Raw genomic sequence first — 20,018 nt, 5'->3', positions numbered from 1 at the left:
TTTAAGACCCGTCACGAAGGTGGCGGGATTTTTTTATAAACATTAAGAAATTTTATGAATAAATTAATCATTTTTTAAGAAATTGTTTAGAGGGAGTTTAAGATTAGGCACTAATATAATGAAGACGGAATAAGTAAGCAAGCTACTAAAAATAAAAGGGAGATAAAATCCTCATGCAACCTAAAAAAGCTTAGAACAAGCCCTTTTGGTGCGGGCAGATGATGTACAAATGGGGAAAGGATGGTGTGTTTCATGTTGAGACGGCTAACGATTGTCATCGGATGCCTTTTCATCCTTCAAGGCTGTGTCCCAGATAACGAAGCAGGGATAAATAAACAAGAAAAGGAGACAGGAAAGGGAATGAATGAACAACTGATTCAAGCTGTAGAACGAAATGAAACGGATAGAATAAGAAGTTTGATAGAGCAAGGTGCTGATCTTAATACACAGGACCCGGAAGGACGAACCGCAACTATGATTGCGACTTATAACAATGATGTAGAGACTGCAAAAATCCTTATTGAAGCGGGTGCAGACGTCAACATTCAGGATGACATGAAAAATAGCCCCTTCTTGTATGCCGGTGCTGAAGGTTATGTAGATATACTTAAATTAGCAATTGAAGCAGGTGCCGACCCGTCTATTACCAACCGTTATGGAGGAACGGCTTTAATCCCTGCTTCGGAACATGGATATGTCGAGGTTATTAAAGAACTCCTTACTAAAACCGATATTGATGTGAATCATGTAAATGATCTCGGCTGGACAGCTTTACTAGAAGCTATCATTTTGAATAATGGTGATGGAAAACAGCAGGAAACAGTGAAATTGCTAATAGATCATGGGGCAGATGTCAACATCCCTGATAATGGTAGTCTGACACCTTTACAACATGCCCGCGAGAAAGGGTTTAAAGAGATTGAACAAATTTTACTATCCGCAGGAGCAAAATAACCGGATCGCCGATACTTGCAATTTGAAATGTCATTTCACTACTAAATAATCACAACCATAATATAATTGAGGAGACGAAAAAATGAACAAAAAAGCAAAAATTTCATCATCTATACTACTTGGATTAACATTGGCCTTAACAGGATGCAACACAAACGCACAAGGCATTCAAAGTGCTCAGAAGCATGAACAACCTGCTAAAGAGAGTAAACAAGAACATAAGTTAACCGCAGGACAGGAAATGACTAAAATTCTTAGTGGCACGAATTGGCAAGGAACAAAAGTTTATGATAAGCATAATAATGACTTAACTAAGGAGAATGCAAACTTTATTGGTCTAGCGAAGTATGATGATGATTCATCGAGATATGAATTTTTTGATAAAAATACTAAAAAAAGTCGAGGTGATAAAGGTACTTTCTTTATCACAAATGGAAAGATGCGAGTGTTAATTTCAGAATCAATGGGTTACCAAGCCGTTGTTGAAATAACAGAACTGAATGAGGATATGTTTACCTATAAAAGAATGGGAAAAGATGCTAATGGTAATGATGTAGAAGTGTTTGTTGATCATATTCCTTATACTGAAACAGAACTTTCTTTTACTGATCCAGATAAGACTTTGGAAACTTACACTGGGGAAGTAGATACAGACGTTGATGGAGACAAAATTTTATCCAGCACCATATGGCAAGGAACAGTGGCGTTGGATGAAAAGGGAAATGATGTATCAAGCTATAACTCGAATTATTTAGGACTGGCAAAATATGATGATAAAACAAATAAGTATGAATTTTTTGATGCTAAAACCGGTGAAAGCCGTGGTGATTACGGCTATTACGATGTTGTTCATGGAAATAAGATAAGAGCCCTTGCTTCACAAGGGGAAAATAAGTATGGTGCAGTTCTTGAACTTACAGAGCTTAATGAACAAAAATTCACTTATAAACGAATCGGTAAAGATAAAGAGGGAAAAGATATAACGATAACGGTTGAACATATACCTTATGAGGGTGATTTGAAACTAAAATCAACTAAATAAAAAGAAAGGGATTTTGCATTATAGCAAAATCCCTTTCTTAATATAGTAATAGAATAGTGTTTCAAGATGTTTACGCGTTAAACTGTTCAACGGATGTTTCCAGGTCATTAGCGAGCTTTACCATCGAGGAGGTAGAGAAAGAAATGTCCTCCATGGATTTCGCTTGTTGATCTGTTGATTGTGCCACTTGCCTTGAAGCTACTGCAGTTTCCCTTGTTAACCCTGCAAAATCTTCTATCGAAGCATTGATTTCCTGGGAACTTGCTGCCATTTGCTCTGTAATGGCTGATATTTCTTGAATCTGATCACTAACATGCTCAAAAGATTTTATGGTCTGTTTAAAAGTTTCTCTTGTATTCAGGACGAATTTTGTCCCTTCCTCTACCTCTTTAGTTCCAGTTTCCATCATTTTCACTGACTCATTTATGATGGATTTAAAATGTAGTAGGGACTCTTGTATATTGGTGGCAGATTCCTTCGTACCGACTGCCAATTTCCGTACCTCGTTCGATACCACCGCAAAACCTTTACCCTGTTCACCGGCCCTAGCAGCTTCAATTGCCGCATTTAGTGATAGCAGGTTTGTTTGCTCGGCAATTCCTGTAATTAAATGTACAATATTCACAATCTCATTAGCTTGTTCGTCCAATTTCTTTATTTTTGAACTTGTTTGCAGCATCACATCTTTTACTTGCAGTATTTGATTTGAGAGTTCATTTATATCTTTATTTCCAATGGACATTCTAGTTGAAACATGATTTGTCTGTTCGCTGACTTCTGAAGAAGCTTCGGCAATTCTTTGTATCCCTATGGTCATTTCCTCGATGACCCTCGATGATTCTTCACTTCTGTGCAATTGTACTTCCGCAGCTCCTGCGACTTGCTGAATGCCATTAACTATATATTGTGTGGAAGTATCCATTTCTTTGATTTTGTGTTCGATATCACTTGATGACTCCAAAAGCTGGTAAGATGAGCTTTTCATGGAGTTGACGATCATAATTGTATTGGTAATCATTTCTTCAAAGGATTTCACTAAAACCTTGATTTCGTCGTTCCCGTTTACTTTTATGTTGCCAACCAGTTTATTGGCTGTTAATAAATTTCCATTTGATATTTCTTTTGCAGCCAAGCTGACCTTGAGAAGGGGGCTTAACTTTCTAGTCAAGAACCATATTAAGGCACCAACTACGATCGCCATTAAGATTACATTGATTATTATGGTCAGGGGAAGGATGCCACCCAGAACCTTGCTGGCCGTAGCGTCGACTTTGCTGGCATCAATATCCACCCCAAGTATTCCGATGACCTCGTCCCCTTTCTTGATGGGAACAAAAACGGATAAATAGTCACCATATTCTGGATCATGAACGATGGAAGTGGTAGAAACCTTTCCCTTCATGACGCTTTCTACATCCTGATATGAAGTTGCGGTTGTGGGTGTTAAAATGGGAGATGCTTTTTTATCTCCCATACCCATTCCATCTATAAGAATATGGACTTTTTCGCTATTTTCGTTAATCCCCACTGTATATACATACAATGCTCCAGTTTTTTGTCTATAATCGTCTAATTGTTCGCGTATCTCCCAATATGTAGAGGTTTCGGATTGATTACTTAAAAAATCAGCATAAGATGTTGGATTTATTCCTTGAGAGATGTTGCTTGCTATGTCTAAGCTGCTCATAGCGATAGTTTTCTCAACCGTATCATTCGTACTTTTATACATCAATAGTAAACTTCCAATTAATGTAATGACCATGCCTGTTAAAAGAACAAAAGCTATTTTCGAACTGAGTTTATTCATCTTTGTTTATTCCTTCCCCGTGTTATATATTAACCATGTTTTATATATCGGTAATAAGTAACTATATTTAATGAGACCTTTTTAAAACCTTCGGTTGGAGTTTTTATACCTTTCGTCTTTAACTTGTATGAGAGGTTCATAATGAAATGATCTCAATATTAAATATGGATTGTAATTTTTCAAAAGAGAAAAAAAGATATAAACCTTTAAAAATGGAATATATCTTTTGAAGGAATGGAAGGGGTAATAAACTTATAACAAGGAAAAAATTAAACCAAATAAGAAAAATAAATTCTTAAAGACAGGCTTTTTCAGCAGGAAATACAATTAAAAAGAGTAAAGGAATGTATTTTAAGAGAACCTGGCTTTGTATGATTTTCTATCCTAGTATAGAAAAAAATAAATTTCATCTTTTACGTTCTGATTCTATAAATCTTTATTGGAAAGGATGAAGTTATTAAATGTTGAATCTCTAAATATTATTTAGTGAAATAGAGGATTTGTTAAGTTGTTATAAAATTCAAAAAAATGGTTTGACATTAGTAAAAATGGAAGCTTATAATCAACGTAAGATTTTAAATTTAAAAACCGAGTTTTATATTATAGAACAAATTAACCCTTCATTTTATTAAAAGTAATCGTTTAAAAAGTCATGAATCAACTTGAAAAACGTAATTAGAGGTGAAGTGTTTTCCTTACTCCGAATAAAACAAAAACGGAGTTTTATATTATAAAATAATTTAATTTTGGCTTATACAAGGGTGAGGAGAAGTTATAAGATCAGCGATAAATGATAACGCTTACAAAAAAACTTTTGGGAGGGTTTTTATTGAAAAAAAGAAAGCTTTTTGTATTCTCCACAAGCTTGGCATTAGCAATGGGATTCCTTTTATCAGGATGTGGTGGAGGAGAGGGAGAAAAAACCAGTGGATCTGGAGTTGAAAAGAAAACGATTAAAGTGGCGCATTATTTTGCTGAAAATCATCCTCAAAACATTGCCTTGAAAGAAAAATTCAAAAAAATCGTTGAAAAGGAGAGTAATGGTGAACTAGAGGTGCGGATTTATGCGAACAGTACATTAGGTGCAGAAAAAGAATTTTACGACGGAGTCAGAAATGGAACGATCGAAATGGGTGTTCCAGGACTAATTATGCAGTCGGACATTCCTAAAATGGGTGTTCCTGAATGGCCCTTCCTTTTTAGGGATTACGGTCATGTAAAGAAGGTATTGAATGGACCTATAGGAGAGGAATTGACAAAAGAGCTTGATCCAAAACATGGAGTGACACCACTTGCATGGAGTGCAAACGGATTTAGGATGTTTTCGAGTAATCGTCCAATTAAGAGTATGAAAGACTTTGATGGACTTCGACTCAGAATGCCGAACATCCCGAATTACATAAAACTAGGTGAATCATTGGGGGCGAACGTTAGCCCATTACCTATTTCAGAAGTTTTTACCGCACTTGAACAAAAGGTAGTTGATGCTCAAGATAATCCCATTGCCACGCTGAGATCCTCGGGGTGGAATGAAGTTCAAAGTGATGTACTGGAATCCAAGCATATGTTCAGCCCCAATATTTACATTATCAATAGCAAATTCTATAAAGGGCTAACAAAGGAGCAACAAAAAATCATTCAAAAAGCCGCAAAAGAGTCGGCAGCATATGAGTTTGAATTGATGGAAAAAAGTTATGAAGATGACAAAGCATATCTTAAGGATAATGGAATCAAATTCACTACGCCTGACGAAGACTTTTCAGAACAAATGTTAAAGGCATCTCAACCTGTTTATGATGAAGTCTTTGAGGAAAATGACTGGGCCGAGGAGCTCGTCGGAAAAATAAAAGCAGAATGAAGCAGGCGCTCCAGATAGGAAGGGGGAGATGTATAGGTGAATAAAATATCCAGAATCTTAGAAAATTCGTTAAACATTATTATGGCAGCTGCTTTAGCAATAATGGTCGTACTCGTGTTTGGTAATGTAGTTCTTCGTTATTTCTTTAATTCAGGGATTACTTGGTCAGAGGAAATGTCAAGGTATCTCTTTATTTGGTTGACGTTCCTCGGCGCCATCGGAGCTTTCAAAAACAAAGAACACTTAGGTGTCGACATGGTCATTAAACGGCTCCCGAATAAGATGAAAAAAGTGGTACTGGTTATTAGTGATTTGATGATGTTATTCGTTCTTCTCTTAATCCTGGATGGAAGCTGGAAAATGACCATGATAAACATTGATAGTGCTGCACCGGCCACTGGAATGCCACTGGCATTTGTATATGGGACAGGTATTCTTGTAAGTGTTTCAATGGGCAGCATGATCATATTCAACTTGTATCGGATTTTCTTCAATAAAATTAAAGACGAAGAATTAGTGATGATAAGTGAGTCAGAAGAGCTAATTTCCCTCCATGCTGATGAATTTGAGTCAGATATTAGGATAATTAAGGAGGAGAAGCAGGGATGATAGGTGTATTTGTCGGATCTTTACTGGGAGCCATGGGACTTGGAATACCTATTGCATTTGCCTTACTTGTCAGTAGCGTAGTGCTTATGTATTTTCTTGGTATTTTTGATAGTCAAATTATCGCACAAAACCTAATCAGTGGCGCGGATAACTTTCCTCTAATGGCCATACCGTTCTTTATGCTGGCAGGAGAGGCGATGAATCGGGGCGGTCTATCACGCCGTATCGTTGAGATGGCAATGAAATTGGTTGGCCATATCAAGGGAGGCCTTGGCTATGTTGCGATCATTGCGAGTGTGTTGTTTGCGAGTTTATCGGGATCTGCTGTTGCCGATACGGCAGCGCTTGGGGCTATATTAATTCCAATGATGGTGAAGTCCGGTTATGATGTGAACCGGTCAAGTGGGTTGATTGCATCAGGTGGCATCATTGCCCCGATCATTCCGCCAAGTATTGGCTTTATCATTTTCGGTGTCGCGAGTGGTGTGTCCATTACAAAGCTGTTCATGGCAGGAATCGTTCCAGGTATTTTACTAGCGGTTGGACTTACGGTTACCTGGGCCATTGTTGCACGAAAAGATAAAGTCGCCGTTAACCGCCGAGCTTCAGCAAAAGAAATATTTACTTCTCTTCGTCAAGGCATTTGGGCTCTATTCCTGCCCGTCATTATCATTGGTGGATTGAAATTCGGTTTATTTACACCGACTGAAGCGGCAGTGGTGGCTGCAGTCTATGCAATATTTGTCGGTCTAGTAATCTATCGCGAGATGAAAGTGAAAGATTTGTATGAGGTCTTTGTTCATGCTGGAAAAATGACGAGTGTTGTCATGTTTCTGGTCGCTGCAGCACTCGTGTCATCCTGGCTGATAACTGTAGCCGATTTACCTGGTCAGGTAATTGGATTGCTGGAGCCATTTATGGATCATCCATTCCTTCTATTAATCATGATAAACCTATTGGTTATCGTAGTTGGAACTGCTATGGATATGACGCCGACTATCCTTATTCTAACACCTGTCTTGATGCCACTGGTGGTCGCTGCAGGTATTGATCCAGTTTACTTTGGTGTCCTGTTTATCCTGAATAACGCCATCGGCTTACTTACACCACCTGTCGGAACCGTTTTAAATGTCATGTGCGGCATAAGTAAGATCAGTATGGAAGATATCATGAAGGGGATTTGGCCATTCTTGCTCGTTGAAGTAATTGTATTGATCTTGTTGATTTTGTTTCCTTCCTTAGTGCTTGTTCCTCTAGAATGGTTTACTTCCTAACGGATTTATCAAGTAATTGGTCTGTATTCCGATACCCATCTTAATTTATTAGGAGGAAAATGAAAATGAATAATTTGTTCAAACGTTTGGCGGTTGGAGTTTTACTGCCTTCATTACTACTATTAAGTGCTTGCGGAAGCGGACAAAATGAAAGCGCTTCAGCTGACGGTATTCAGAAAAGAACAATCAAAGCAGGAATCGGAAATAGTAAAATGCATCCACAAGGAAAAGGAATGGAGAAATTTAAAGAACTGGTTGAAGAAAAAAGCGGGGGGAAAATGAAAGTCCAAAACTTTTTTGATGCCACCCTTGGAGATGATCAGAAAATGACGGAAGCACTTCAAGGCGGTTTACAGGAAGTAACTGTTCCTTCAACCTCACCACTTGTGGGGATGATTAAGGAATTTGGAATTTATGACTTCCCATTTGTCTTTAATAATGAAGAGGAAGCTTATACAGTACTTGATGGTACAGTAGGCAAAAAACTTTTGGATAAATTACCGGAACATGATTTAGTAGGTTTGGGATACTGGGAAAACGGCTTCCGAAACATAACCAATAGTAAACATCCCGTTAAAACGGCTGATGATTTCAAAGGTCTGAAACTTCGTACCATGCAAAATGAAGTGCATTTAGATGCATTTTCAAAGTTAGGGGCGAATCCATCGCCGATGGCCTTCTCTGAAGTATTTACTGCGTTGGAAACTGGTACTGTTGATGGGCAGGAGAACCCACTCGCAACAATTCAAACGCAAAAATATAATGAAGTGCAAGAATACTTAAGTCTAACGAATCATGTTTATACACCATTTGTATTCCTTGTCAGTAAAAAGTTCTGGGATGATTTATCAGAACAAGAGCAAGAAATCATGGGTGAGGCCGCACAAGAGGCTGGAAAGTATCAACGGGAAGTTAACCAAAAAGAAAATGAAAAAGCACTTAAGTATCTAAAAGAAGAAGGAATGAAAATCAATGAAGTAGAGCCGGAGGAAGTGGAAAAAATGAAGAAAGTCATCCAGCCAGTGACTGAAGAATATGCTCAAAAATTCGGACCGGATCTTGTTGAGGAAATGATGAAAGAAGTTGAAAAAGTACGCAGTAAATAATCCAGACTGTTTGGAGGATGGAAAATGGATATTATCTCTGAACTTTTGCGTGAAATCCAATTACCGAAAATGGTCAAAGTGAGGCAGAAATTTCGTACACCTCAAATCGCTGATGTAGCTGGTGAGGTGAAGAAGGCGATAAAAGAAGCAGGTGTCTTATCAAGAATAAATGAAGATGACAGGGTGGCAATTGCAGTAGGAAGCAGAGGGGTAGCGGACCTTCCTATATTAGTAAGAGAAACGGTGGCGGCCGTTATGGAGGCTGGCGGCGATCCTTTTATCGTCCCTGCAATGGGAAGCCATGGGGGTGCTACAGCGGAAGGGCAAATCGATGTGTTGCTTCAGCTGGGTATTTCAGAAGAATCGGTTGGAGCGCCAATACTTTCATCGATGGAAGTTATTAAACTGGATGAATTGCCAAATGGGCTCCCTGTCTATATTGATAAGCTTGCATATGAATCGGATAAAATCATAGTCATTAATCGGATAAAACCACATACGGCATTTCGTGGACCGGTTGAAAGCGGACTAATGAAAATGATTACAATCGGTTTAGGCAAGCAAAAGGGAGCCGAAGCTGCACATGCATACAGCTTTAAGTATATGGCGGAACATGTCCCTGAGATGGCGAAGATTTCCTTAACAAAAGCTCCTATCATATTTGGTCTTGCGACTATTGAAAATGCCTATGATAAACCAGCGAAAATCGTCGCAGTCCCTGCAGAGGAACTGGAGGAAGCGGAGCCGGGACTATTGCTTGAAGCAAAATCATTGATGCCAAAAATACATTTCGATTCGATGGACGTACTTATTGTAAATGAACTCGGAAAGGACATTTCGGGGGATGGAATGGATCCGAATATTACGGGTAACTTCGCCACTCCATATGCCACCGGGGGGCCGGACGTTAAACGGACCGTTGTACTTGGGCTTACTGAAAAAACTCACGGTAATGCAAACGGCATCGGGATGGCTGATATGACGACGAAGGCCGTCATGAATGAAATTGAGTGGGAAAAAGGCTACGCCAATGCACTCACAAGCACAGTGACAGATGTAGTAAAGCTCCCGATGTTTTTAGATACGCAGGAATTGGCTGTTAAAGCCGCTATTAAAACGTGCAATGCCTTCGATTTGAATAAAGTGAGAGTTGTAAGAATACAAAACACGCTTGAAATCGGTGAAATTTGGATTTCTGAAAGCATGATGGAAGAAGCTTCAAAAAACAAAAATATAGAGATCCTTTCAGAACCAGAAGAATTGGCACTAGACTAAAAACCTTCTTTAATATTTTTAGAGAATGGAAGAATTCATTTGAAATCAAAGGAGTGCTGAAATGACACACCTATATCCACTAATCGATAACGAAATTAACCCTTACCGCGATAATGTACAGGGAAAAGCAAATGAACCCATTACGGTTGCGGGTCTGTTGGACCGTTCGAAGCTGACGCTTGGCTCCACATATGAAGGGGGGAAGCCTGATTGGACGCTTGAGGAAATTTATATGCGGCTAGAGAGGAATGCCCCTCGTATCGCAATTATCGGTGGTTCGTCCGATCATCCGGCCCATATAATGGATTACCAAACGTCGGCACGGGCAGCAATTCGCATCTGGCAAAACGGCGGCGTGCCGTTTCATTTCTCGACACCGGTAATGTGTGATGGAACTGCGCAAAACAATCAAGGGATGAGTTACTCTCTCCAGAGCCGAAACGCGGTTGCACAAATGGTTGTCAACCAGCTAGAAGCTCACAGTTATCACGGTGCATTCGTCATTCAAGGGTGTGATAAGCAGCCTCTTGGTGTTGTAAGTGCACTCGCACATGTGGATCGTGTTCGCCGAAACCGTGGTGAAGCACCCTTTTTCGCAACATTTGCACCTGCTCACGTATTAGAAGGCGGCTCGATTCCAGCTGACGTGATCGAGGAATTGGAAACTCTCGCGAAAAAAGCGGAAAGTAAAGGAGCTAATGATGTAGCCGTTGATTTACGAGATACAATGGCATATATATTGCAATGTTCATCGAATACTGCATTCCAGGGCGTGTTTGAACGGGCCTATGAACGAGGAATATTGACGAAGGAGCAGCATAAATATTTTGAAATGAGACTTGCTGTCGCAACATGTGACGGGCAGGGAGGTGTATGTGCCTTCAATGGTACGGGGAATAGTTCACGTCATTTAGTGGCAGGCATGGGTCTCGTTCATCCAGCCGTGGAGCTGTTAACCGATCCACCAACACAACGCCAGATTAATTCGGTTCTTGATAGCTTTGCCGGAATGATAAACGAAGAGCGTTACGGCGTGGCCAACATTGTCGCTGCGAACATAAAAAATGCAATCCGTATTCACAGCGCTTCGGGTGGTTCTACTAACTTAATGATGCATATTGTCGCCGGCATGCTTTATGCAGGATTCAAATTCAGCTTATGGGAACTTGACCGCATTCATCATTCACACCCAATTCCTGATTTATTTGATTACAGTTTGACAGAAGGAAGGGACATTTATTCACTTGCGATGCAGTGTTGCAGTGGGACAAGCAGGGGAATGGAAACACTTTTTTATGAACTTATCGAGAATGGTGTACCAATGGATCAGGATGCGCCGACTGTCGCAGCAAAAACCTGGAAAGAACGTCTTGCGATTACAAGTAGCCTAAAAGCGGTTAACGTAAAGAAAAATCAGGTCATTTTATCCACTCCACGCCGTGGATTCAGCGGTGTTGATGTATTAAAAGGAAACTTCTTTGAAAGCGCCGTTGTAAAAATCAGCGGAATGCCGACACCGCAGCTTGACCAATTCGATGATAAGCTGGCATTTGTCCTTTATTACGAAAATGAAGATGATGCAAATAAAAGCCTGCTCGATTCAAATCTGCTTTCAAAAATAAAAGAGCAAAAGCTTTTTGAACATAATTTATTGCTCGAATCTCTTAAATACAACAATGAGCAGGAATGGTCTCTTCTAAAAAATGCTTCCTATGGGGAATTATTTGACAGGATGGTTGAAGAAGGCACATTGAAAATTGCGGTCATTATCTCAGGGCAGGGGCCAGTAGCATTCGGAATGCCGGAAATGTTTACACCAATGCAACACATCAATGCAAATCGTGTTATGAAAAAAATCGCTACAATCATTAGCGACGGCCGCTATTCAGGAGTCACATATGGTGCTGCTATAGGACATATGACACCGGAATCGTATGAAGGCGGCGGCATTGGTTTACTAAAATCAGGGGATGTAATCCACCTTCAGCTTCGTGATCGACGGATTGATTTTGTAGATGCTACTCAACTATATTCAGGAAAGGTTGTTCATGATTTTGCGGATCATTTTATAGAAGAAAGACAATCATTGGCAGCTGAACGAAAGCAGCGGATGAAAGTTAGACAAAAAATGGTTGCGGCCAGCAACAGGATGTTTGGACATACAGATGCAGCAAATGGTGTTGTTCCAATCGCTGTCATTGAGGATGCGGTCCTTGATTATGAACAGGATATCTTACTCCAAGGAAAAAAAGTTGAAATAAAGTGAGGAATGCTCGTCATAAATCCGATAAGATAAAGGTAGACAGAATTATAAAAGGAGTGAGGAACGATGCCTATCATCCAATCGGTGGAGCGTGCCTTGAAAATATTGGATTTATTTGATGAGCGTGAGCGCGAACTAACTATCACAGAGATAAGCAAGCGAATGAATTTACATAAAAGTACGGTTCATTCACTATTAAAAACCTTACAGGAGCATCACTATATTTCTCAAGGCGAAGAAAATGGAAAATACTCGTTAGGATTAAAGCTATTGGAGAGGGGAAGCGTTGTTGTGACCCATCTCGATTTGCGCAACGTAGCAAGAAAACACCTTGAATGGCTTTCAGCAACAACGAATTTAACGCTGCACCTTGTCATATTAGACGGGCAGGAAGGTGTTTATGTCGATAAAGTGGAGGGCACTGGGGTAACGGTCCTCTATTCCCGTATTGGACGACGTGTTCCGATTCATACGAGTGCAGTTGGCAAATCCCTTGTTGCAACCAAAACGGATAGTGAACTTGATTTGCTCTTGGACGGTTATGATTATACGGGGCCGACCGAAAAATCGATTAGATCCAAGGAGCAGTTTTTAGCAGAAATCGAAAAAGCACGCACTAATGGCTATTCAATGGATAATGAAGAAAACGAACCAGGGATTTACTGTCTTGCCGTACCGATAAAAGATTATTCAGGAAAGGTAATCGCTGCAATGAGTGTATCGATGCCTGCTTCGAAAGTAAATGAAGAAACACATGAGTATTATGTACGTCTATTAAAGGAATGCAGCAGTAAAATTTCGCAGGAGCTCGGTTATGAATATCAAAAAATATAAATGAGGCCTGCCATTTAGGAGGAACTAGAAAATGAGAATTATTCGCTATGTAAAAGAAAATAAGAAACAACTTGCTGCCGTGACAAACGAAAACTATGTGGTGGACCTTCCATTTACGGATTTTATGTCGTTGATTACAACGGCACGCCATGATAACAGAACGGCGTTTGGCATTGTAAAACAAATTATCGCCGAAGGGGAAAAACGGCCATTGGAAGGTCTTCAATTAACAACTCCTATCGACGCACCGGAAGTATGGGCATCTGGCGTTACATATAAGAAAAGCAAGGAAGCACGTAACTACGAAGCGACACAAGGAAAGCTGGACCGCCAAACTTTCTATGACAAAGTTTATGATGCAGTGCGTCCTGAGATTTTCTTTAAATCGACTGCAGCAAGAACCGTTGGCCCGAATGATCCGGTATACTTGCGTTCAGATTCAAAATGGCAAATTCCGGAGCCGGAGCTTGGTCTTGTCATCGATAAAGAGGGAACGGTCCTCGGATATATCGCCGGTAATGACATGAGCTGCCGTGATATTGAAGGTGAAAATCCGCTTTATCTTCCACAGGCAAAAGTATGGAAAAACTCTTGCTCCATTGGACCGGCCATCTTGTTAAAAGAGGCAGTTCCGGATCCATATGAGCTTAAAATCATGTGCCGTATTTATCGAAATGAAGAAAAAGTATTTGAAGGTGAAGCGAAAGTAAACCAACTGAAACGAAAATTGGAGGAGCTTGTCGACTATTTAGTCTTAGATAACACTGTTTTTGACGGATCAGTGCTACTTACAGGTACATGCGTGGTTCCGCCAAATGAATTTACATTGAAAGGCGATGACCGAATCGAAATCGAAATACCAGGGATTGGAGTATTAAACAACCCGGTTATCCAAAGTAAAGCAGTTCAAACAATTTAAGGGGTGACAAAATGGGCGAGTATAAAACACTTTACTTAAGTACGAAAGATAGTGTAGCTGTCGCTTTATCCGAAATCCCTGCAAACACATCAGTGGTTGTGAAGGCAGAGCTTGAAGAAATTGTCGTACCCATTCTTGAACCGATTCGTTTTGGACATAAGTTCGCAGTCAAAGCCATCGAACAAGGAGCAGACATAATTAAATATGGGGAAGTCATAGGTGCAGCCTCAGCTTTTATTCCCGCTGGTGCACATGTTCATGTACACAATTTAGAAGGTAAAAGAGGAAGGGGTGACAAAATTGCTGAATGAAAAAATGCAGTTTTGGGGCTACCGCCGTCAGGATGGCCGCGTCGGAGTCCGGAATCATGTACTGATTTTGCCAACGATAACATGCGCAACCCAAACTGCACAGCGAGTCACAGAATTGGTGAGCGGAACCGTCACATTCATTCATCAGCATGGCTGTGCGCAAGTGGGCTCTGATTTTGATCAAACGGCCAGAACCTATGCGGGAATGGGGATGAATCCAAATGTATATGGTGTCATAGTACTCGGCCTTGGCTGTGAAACACATCAGGCGCACCGTATGGGAGATGAAATTGCTAAATGCGGTAAACCAGTGGAAACTGTATCGATTCAGGAACATGGAGGCACTCTTCAAACCATTGCCGAAGTAGCTAAAATTGCTGTCAAAATGGTCCAGGATGCCTCGATGGTGCAACGGGAATTATGTGATTTCAGCGAGCTGATTGTCGGCACGGAATGCGGTGGGTCGGATGCATGCTCCGGCTTATCGGCAAATCCGGCTGTCGGACGTACAAGTGATTTAATTGTTCAGCAGGGGGGAACCGCAATATTAGCGGAAACGACTGAACTCATCGGTGCAGAGCATTTGATCGCTAACCGGGCGGCAAACGACCAGGTAGCCAAAAAAGCTTATGCGGTTATTAAAATGATGGAAGACCGCTCGATTCAAATGGGCGTAGATATCCGTACCGGAAATCCAAGTCCGGGAAACATTGAGGGAGGTCTCAGCTCACTCGAAGAAAAATCATTGGGTGCAGCGACAAAATCAGGCACAACCAGACTGGAAGAAGTCATTGATTATGCCCAGGTGCCCACAAAAAAAGGGCTCGTCTGGATGGATACGCCTGGCCATGATATTGAGCAATTGACGGGAATGGTCGCAGGCGGCGCCCAAATCGTTCTCTTTACAAGTGGAAGAGGGACGCCTACAGGTTCTCCTATAACACCTGTCATAAAAATCTCAACTAATACTCCAATGTTTGACAGGATGAATGAAAATATGGATTTAAATGCCGGTTCGATTGTTGATGGTTTAGAAACCGTTGATGAAGTGGGAAGGCGCATCATGGAAGAAATTCAGCATGTTTCAAACGGAAAACTAACAAAAGCGGAGATCTTAAAGCAGCATGACTTTGGTATTTGGAGAATTGGACCAACATTCTAAAACGAAAAAGGAGCTAAAGATTATGATATCAACTACATTTGCAACGAAAACATATAAGAATTTCATTAATAATGAGTGGGTGAATGCATCTTCTGGAAATACAATCGAAAGCATTAATCCTGCGGACAAAGAACCGGTTGGCTACGTACAAAGCTCAACAGAAAATGACTTGAACGAAGCTGTGGCTTCTGCGGATAAGGCAAAGAGGGAATGGCGCAGGCTCGGGCAGTCTGCACGTGGACAAATCCTTTTCAAAACGGCGAATATATTGGAAGAAAATCTAGATGAAATTGCCGAAACCATGACTCGCGAAATGGGTAAAACGTTACCTGAAGCAAAAGGCGAAACTGCACGAGGCGTTGCAATCCTCCGTTACTATGCTGGGGAAGGGATGCGGAAAGACGGCGATGTTATACCATCATCCGATAAAGATGCCCTAATGTTTACAAAACGCTCCCCACTTGGTGTAGTCGGGATAATCACGCCATGGAACTTCCCGGTTGCAATTCCCATCTGGAAAATGGCTCCAGCTCTTGTATATGGCAATACAATCGTATGGAAACCCGCTACGGAAGGTGCCGTTACAGCAGCCAAAGTCATGGAATGCTTTACCAAAGCAGGCTTCCCTGAGGGTGTTTTGAATTTCATTACCGGTAAAGGATCGATCATTGGCCAAGGGCTCATCGATCATCCGCTTTTAAATGCAATCACGTTTACCGGTTCTGAAAGTGTCGGTCAGAGCGTCGCAAAATCAGCTTCCGCCCGCGGGATAAAATATCAGCTTGAAATGGGAGGCAAGAATCCAGTCATCGTGACGAAAGATGCAAACATCGACCAAGCAGTCGAAGCGGTCATCAACGGTGGATTTCGTTCCTCCGGCCAAAAATGCACAGCTTCAAGCCGTGTTGTTGTTGAATCCTCGGTCTATGATGTATTTAAACAAAAACTGGTAGAAGCAGCAGCGAAAATAACGGTTGGCAACGGCCTTCAAGAAGGAATTTGGATGGGCCCATGTGCAAGCGAAAGCCAGTTCAATACGGTGAAAGAGTACATTGAAAAAGGCAAGCAGGAGGGAGCAAAACTCATACATGGCGGGGAGATATTAACTGGCGGAGACTATGATGGGGGCTTTTTCATTACACCTGCGATTTTTGAAGGCGTGACGACGGATATGGTGATAGCACAGGCAGAAATTTTTGGACCGGTTATCGGGCTTATGAAAGCAACCGATCTTGCCGAGGCGATTGACATGGCAAATAATACGAAATACGGATTGAGTGCATCAATCTTCACATCAAATATTAGCTCGATTTTGGATTTCATCGATGAAATTGAGGCAGGGCTTGTCCGTATAAACGCAGAAAGCGCGGGCGTTGAGTTGCAAGCCCCATTCGGAGGCATGAAAGCATCGAGCACGGGTTCGCGAGAGCAAGGTGAAGCAGCGAAAGAATTTTATACAGCCATAAAAACAGTTTTCATTAAAGGTTCTTAATAAGAGAAAGAGAGGTTGCCATGTTTGAAAACCTCTCTTTCTTCCAAAAAAACAATGCGAGGTGCTTGATGAAAATCAAAAAAATTTCTTTATACAAAGTTCCACCCCGCTGGCTGTTTTTAAAAATCGATACAGATGAAGGTATTTCCGGCTGGGGAGAGCCTGTCGTGGAAGGGCGTGCGGAAACGGTTAAAGCAGCTGTTAACGAATTGACCGATTATTTGATCGGGAGAAATCCGAACGACATTGAAGACATCTGGCAAACACTTTATCGAGGTGGATTTTACCGTGGGGGGCCAATTTTAATGAGTGCCATTTCTGGCATTGAGCAGGCACTATGGGATATAAAAGGAAAATACTTCAATATTCCTGTATTCCAAATGCTCGGCGGCAAAGCACGCGAAAAAATTAAAGTGTACTCATGGGTCGGAGGAGATCGGCCAGTGGATGTCGTTGCAGCTGCAATCGAAAAACAGAAAGAGGGCTTCCTTGCTGTCAAAATGAACGCATCAGAAGAAATGAATTACATCGATAGCTTTTCGAAAGTAGAGGCGGTCATCGAACGCGTTGCTTCAATTAGGGAAGCTGTTGGCAAAGACTTTGGCATTGGTGTGGATTTTCATGGAAGGATTCATAAAACGATGGCAAAGGCGATTGTGAAAGAACTTGAACCGTACCATCCAATGTTCATTGAAGAGCCGGTGCTGCCGGAAAATAATGAAGCACTTCGTGAGATTGCCTGGCATACTACGTGTCCGATTGCGACGGGTGAAAGGATGTATACACGCTGGGGCTTTAAGCAGCTTCTTCAAGATGGCTATGTCGATATTATTCAGCCGGATCTATCCCACACAGGTGGTATTTTAGAAGGGAAAAAAATTGCCGCGATGGCAGAATCGTATGATGTAGCGATCGCTCCCCACTGCCCGCTCGGTCCGATGACTCTCGCTTCATCAATTCATTTGGACGCAACGACACCGAATTTCATAATTCAAGAGCAAAGCCTTGGTATTCATTACAACGAAGGCATGGACATTCTCGATTATATGAAAAATCCAGAATTATTCGACTATGAAAATGGTTATGTGAACATTCCGGATAAACCGGGTCTTGGGGTGGAAATTGATGAGGAAAAAGTGAAGCAGGCAGCAGAAACCGGACATGATTGGAAAAACCCAATTTGGCGTAATGAAGACGGGAGCATCGCTGAATGGTAATAAAAGGAGGAAAAACAATGGACTTTCATGGCATCATTCCACCGGTAGTCACTTTATTTGATGAATCGGGGAATTTAGATATGGCGCTGAACAGAAGCTATATCGACCTATTAATCTCACGGAATATAGACGGTATTTTATTGATGGGAAGTTCAGGTGAGTTCTCATCGCTTACAACAGAAGAAAGAAAATTATATGTACACGAAATGATAAAGCATATTAACGGACGAGTGCCTGTCATGGTTGGGGTCGGGCATACCGCATTGAAAGAGGTGCAAGAACTGACTTCTTATGCAGAAGAGCATGGAGCGAACGGCGTTCTCGTAGTCAACCCGTATTACTGGAAGCTGTCTGACGAGCAATTATACCGACATTTTTCCAGTGTAGCGAATCATACTAATCTGCAAGTTTTCATTTATAATATCCCGCTTCTGACAGGTCAAAATTTATCAATCGAATTGATAAAAAAATTAGCTGAAGATCATTCAAACATTGCTGGTATTAAAGAGACGGTCAGTGATTTCGGGCACCTTCGTCAAGTGCTTGCGGAAGTGAAGAAAGTTCGCAGTGATTTCCGAGTCTTCTCGGCTTTTGACGAGCACTTGCTTCCGGCTCAAATGATTGGTGCAGCAGGAAGTATTAATGGAAGCGCTGTTTTTGCACCGGAAATTTCCGTTGATTTATATCAATCGTATCATAAAGGTGACCTTGCTGAAGCACAGAAAAATCATCAAGTGATTTCAAAACTGATGGATGTATACAATTACGGTCCGACATTTTTTACTGCCATGAAAGAAGCGGTTCATCAGCGCTGGTTTGACGTTTCGGCTGGACACCGTGCACCCTGCGATGTATACCCTGCTGATTTGAGTGACAAAGTAGCTGCTCTTTTAAAAAATATAAATTTGAAAGAAGGCGTCCAAAAATGAAAGAATCACGAGACTTGCTCGAACAATTAGGATACCCATCAACTGATCTTAAAGAACTTCCTACATCAACGAAAACATTTCCAGACGGTGCTCAATACCGCATTGAACTCCCAAGCGTAGAAGGTCCGATAGCACTGAAAGAAACATTGAAAGAAATTGACCGGCTCGGTTTGACTATTCACCGAATATCTCAAGGCAGTGGCATCATGCTTCAAACCGATGAAGAAATTAAAGAAATGTGTAAAATGACAGCAGAGCGAGGCATGGAGCTGAGTTTGTTTGTCGGTCCCAGGGGTTCTTGGGATGTCAGTGCAGGACCGCTTACGACAGGAGGCAAATCTCAGGGAATTCGCCATGAGGGCTCCGATCAGCTTGTTTATGCCATGGAAGACCTGAAAAGAGGGGCTGCACTAGGCCTTCGCGGTGCGTTAGTTGCGGATGAAGGTCTCCTTCTTTTAACGAAAGAAATGAAAAAATACGGACAGCTTCCGGAAGACTTTGTTGTTAAAGTATCGGTTCAAATGGGTTCAGCCAATCCAGTATCCGTCAAATTAATGGAAGACATCGGTGCGGATACCTACAACGTGCCACCTGCATTAACGCTGTCTAAACTTGCAGCGATCCGACAATCAATAGACATTCCGATTGATTTATACGTTGAAGTTCCGGATACCTTCGGCGGCTTTCTTCGCTATTATGAAATACCGGAAATAATCCGTGTATTGGCGCCTGTCTACATCAAATTCGGTCTTCGTAATCACCCAGATGTATATCCATCAGGGAAACAATGGGAAAGTACGAACATCTCACTCACAAAGGAACGTGTACGCCGTGCCGCAATTGGTATTCAAATGATCGAACGATACTATCCAGAAGCAAAAACATCGAAACTCGGTGCAAAAGGACTTGGAATTGCGAAAATTGAAAAGGCAGCAGTTAAATAATGATATTAACGTATTTATTACT

General features: G+C 41.3%; 17 protein-coding genes. 16 read left to right on the top strand and 1 reads right to left on the bottom strand.

The genetic code is table 11. From position 1 onward, the window contains the following. The first annotated feature begins 252 nt into the window (after positions 1-252). Together BW986_RS19110 and BW986_RS19105 are read left to right on the top strand one after the other, a co-directional pair. Entirely contained in the window at positions 253-954 is a 702-nt protein-coding gene (locus BW986_RS19110; protein ID WP_081395693.1) for an ankyrin repeat domain-containing protein, read from the top strand. An 82-nt stretch (positions 955-1,036) separates the two neighbouring features. Beyond that, complete coding sequence (locus BW986_RS19105; protein WP_076369696.1) at positions 1,037-1,996, top strand: DUF4822 domain-containing protein; 960 nt, start codon at positions 1,037-1,039, stop codon at positions 1,994-1,996. Positions 1,997-2,066: 70 nt separating this feature from the next. Here the strand turns inward: BW986_RS19105 and BW986_RS19100 are convergent, their stop codons facing one another. Next, positions 2,067-3,803 (bottom strand): methyl-accepting chemotaxis protein, encoded by a 1,737-nt coding sequence (locus BW986_RS19100; RefSeq protein WP_076369694.1) that lies wholly within the window; start codon positions 3,801-3,803, stop codon positions 2,067-2,069. An 829-nt stretch (positions 3,804-4,632) separates the two neighbouring features. Between BW986_RS19100 and BW986_RS19095 the strand changes: the two genes are divergently transcribed. The 14 genes from BW986_RS19095 (at position 4,633) to BW986_RS19030 (ending at position 19,996) form a co-directional block, all read left to right on the top strand. Further along, positions 4,633-5,661: a TRAP transporter substrate-binding protein gene (locus BW986_RS19095; protein ID WP_260320898.1), complete on the top strand. Its 1,029-nt coding sequence runs from the start codon at positions 4,633-4,635 to the stop codon at positions 5,659-5,661. 36 nt (positions 5,662-5,697) lie between these two features. Continuing rightward, on the top strand, positions 5,698-6,270 hold the full coding sequence (locus BW986_RS19090) for a TRAP transporter small permease (protein WP_081395692.1): 573 nt from the start codon (positions 5,698-5,700) through the stop codon (positions 6,268-6,270). Continuing rightward, positions 6,267-7,544, top strand: a complete 1,278-nt coding sequence (locus BW986_RS19085) for a TRAP transporter large permease (protein WP_076369690.1) — start codon at positions 6,267-6,269, stop codon at positions 7,542-7,544. The genes BW986_RS19090 and BW986_RS19085 overlap by 4 nt, the downstream gene beginning before the upstream one ends. A 59-nt stretch (positions 7,545-7,603) precedes the next feature. Next, on the top strand, positions 7,604-8,650 hold the full coding sequence (locus tag BW986_RS19080; RefSeq protein WP_076369688.1) for a TRAP transporter substrate-binding protein: 1,047 nt from the start codon (positions 7,604-7,606) through the stop codon (positions 8,648-8,650). A gap of 24 nt (positions 8,651-8,674) precedes the next feature. Next, positions 8,675-9,925 (top strand): nickel pincer cofactor-dependent isomerase, group 22, encoded by a 1,251-nt coding sequence (locus tag BW986_RS19075; RefSeq protein WP_076369686.1) that lies wholly within the window; start codon positions 8,675-8,677, stop codon positions 9,923-9,925. Positions 9,926-9,986: 61 nt separating this feature from the next. Next, a complete protein-coding gene (locus BW986_RS19070) occupies positions 9,987-12,191 on the top strand; it encodes a dihydroxy-acid dehydratase domain-containing protein (RefSeq protein ID WP_076369684.1) in 2,205 nt (734 codons plus the stop codon). Between the two features lie 63 nt (positions 12,192-12,254). Continuing rightward, the gene (locus tag BW986_RS19065) at positions 12,255-13,022 is read left to right on the top strand and encodes an IclR family transcriptional regulator (protein WP_076369682.1); all 768 of its coding nucleotides are present in this window, start codon (positions 12,255-12,257) and stop codon (positions 13,020-13,022) included. A 31-nt stretch (positions 13,023-13,053) separates the two neighbouring features. Further along, positions 13,054-13,941, top strand: a complete 888-nt coding sequence (locus BW986_RS19060) for a fumarylacetoacetate hydrolase family protein (RefSeq protein ID WP_076369680.1) — start codon at positions 13,054-13,056, stop codon at positions 13,939-13,941. An 11-nt stretch (positions 13,942-13,952) separates the two neighbouring features. Further along, a complete protein-coding gene (locus tag BW986_RS19055; protein WP_076369678.1) occupies positions 13,953-14,252 on the top strand; it encodes a UxaA family hydrolase in 300 nt (99 codons plus the stop codon). A 4-nt stretch (positions 14,253-14,256) separates the two neighbouring features. After that, positions 14,257-15,414 (top strand): UxaA family hydrolase, encoded by a 1,158-nt coding sequence (locus tag BW986_RS19050; protein WP_076369946.1) that lies wholly within the window; start codon positions 14,257-14,259, stop codon positions 15,412-15,414. 22 nt (positions 15,415-15,436) lie between these two features. Beyond that, positions 15,437-16,906 (top strand): alpha-ketoglutaric semialdehyde dehydrogenase GucD, encoded by a 1,470-nt coding sequence (gene gucD / locus BW986_RS19045; RefSeq protein WP_076369944.1) that lies wholly within the window; start codon positions 15,437-15,439, stop codon positions 16,904-16,906. Positions 16,907-16,974: 68 nt separating this feature from the next. Further along, positions 16,975-18,123 carry a galactonate dehydratase gene (dgoD, locus tag BW986_RS19040; protein ID WP_076369942.1) on the top strand — a complete coding sequence of 383 codons (1,149 nt, stop codon included), beginning with the start codon at positions 16,975-16,977 and terminating at the stop codon, positions 18,121-18,123. Between the two features lie 17 nt (positions 18,124-18,140). Further along, a complete protein-coding gene (locus BW986_RS19035) occupies positions 18,141-19,052 on the top strand; it encodes a dihydrodipicolinate synthase family protein (RefSeq protein ID WP_076369676.1) in 912 nt (303 codons plus the stop codon). Beyond that, positions 19,049-19,996, top strand: coding sequence for a U32 family peptidase (locus BW986_RS19030; protein WP_076369674.1), 948 nt, complete (start codon positions 19,049-19,051; stop codon positions 19,994-19,996). Before BW986_RS19035 ends, BW986_RS19030 begins: the two co-directional genes overlap by 4 nt. Positions 19,997-20,018: the final 22 nt, after the last annotated feature.

This window comes from Peribacillus simplex, from assembly GCF_900156045.1.
Classification (GTDB): Bacteria; Bacillota; Bacilli; order Bacillales; family DSM-1321; genus Peribacillus; species Peribacillus simplex_D.
The sequence above is the reverse complement of the archived record's forward strand: the minus strand, read 5'-3'. Positions and strand labels throughout refer to the sequence as shown.

Coding starts and splice junctions, on each gene's coding strand:
- BW986_RS19110 (WP_081395693.1), top strand. CDS start 253: ATGTTGAGACGGCTAACGATTGTCATCGGATGCCTTTTCATCCTTCAA.
- BW986_RS19105 (WP_076369696.1), top strand. CDS start 1,037: ATGAACAAAAAAGCAAAAATTTCATCATCTATACTACTTGGATTAACA.
- BW986_RS19100 (WP_076369694.1), bottom strand. CDS start 3,803: ATGAATAAACTCAGTTCGAAAATAGCTTTTGTTCTTTTAACAGGCATG.
- BW986_RS19085 (WP_076369690.1), top strand. CDS start 6,267: ATGATAGGTGTATTTGTCGGATCTTTACTGGGAGCCATGGGACTTGGA.
- BW986_RS19080 (WP_076369688.1), top strand. CDS start 7,604: ATGAAAATGAATAATTTGTTCAAACGTTTGGCGGTTGGAGTTTTACTG.
- BW986_RS19075 (WP_076369686.1), top strand. CDS start 8,675: ATGGATATTATCTCTGAACTTTTGCGTGAAATCCAATTACCGAAAATG.
- BW986_RS19070 (WP_076369684.1), top strand. CDS start 9,987: ATGACACACCTATATCCACTAATCGATAACGAAATTAACCCTTACCGC.
- BW986_RS19065 (WP_076369682.1), top strand. CDS start 12,255: ATGCCTATCATCCAATCGGTGGAGCGTGCCTTGAAAATATTGGATTTA.
- BW986_RS19060 (WP_076369680.1), top strand. CDS start 13,054: ATGAGAATTATTCGCTATGTAAAAGAAAATAAGAAACAACTTGCTGCC.
- BW986_RS19055 (WP_076369678.1), top strand. CDS start 13,953: ATGGGCGAGTATAAAACACTTTACTTAAGTACGAAAGATAGTGTAGCT.
- BW986_RS19050 (WP_076369946.1), top strand. CDS start 14,257: ATGCAGTTTTGGGGCTACCGCCGTCAGGATGGCCGCGTCGGAGTCCGG.
- gucD (WP_076369944.1), top strand. CDS start 15,437: ATGATATCAACTACATTTGCAACGAAAACATATAAGAATTTCATTAAT.
- dgoD (WP_076369942.1), top strand. CDS start 16,975: ATGAAAATCAAAAAAATTTCTTTATACAAAGTTCCACCCCGCTGGCTG.
- BW986_RS19035 (WP_076369676.1), top strand. CDS start 18,141: ATGGACTTTCATGGCATCATTCCACCGGTAGTCACTTTATTTGATGAA.
- BW986_RS19030 (WP_076369674.1), top strand. CDS start 19,049: ATGAAAGAATCACGAGACTTGCTCGAACAATTAGGATACCCATCAACT.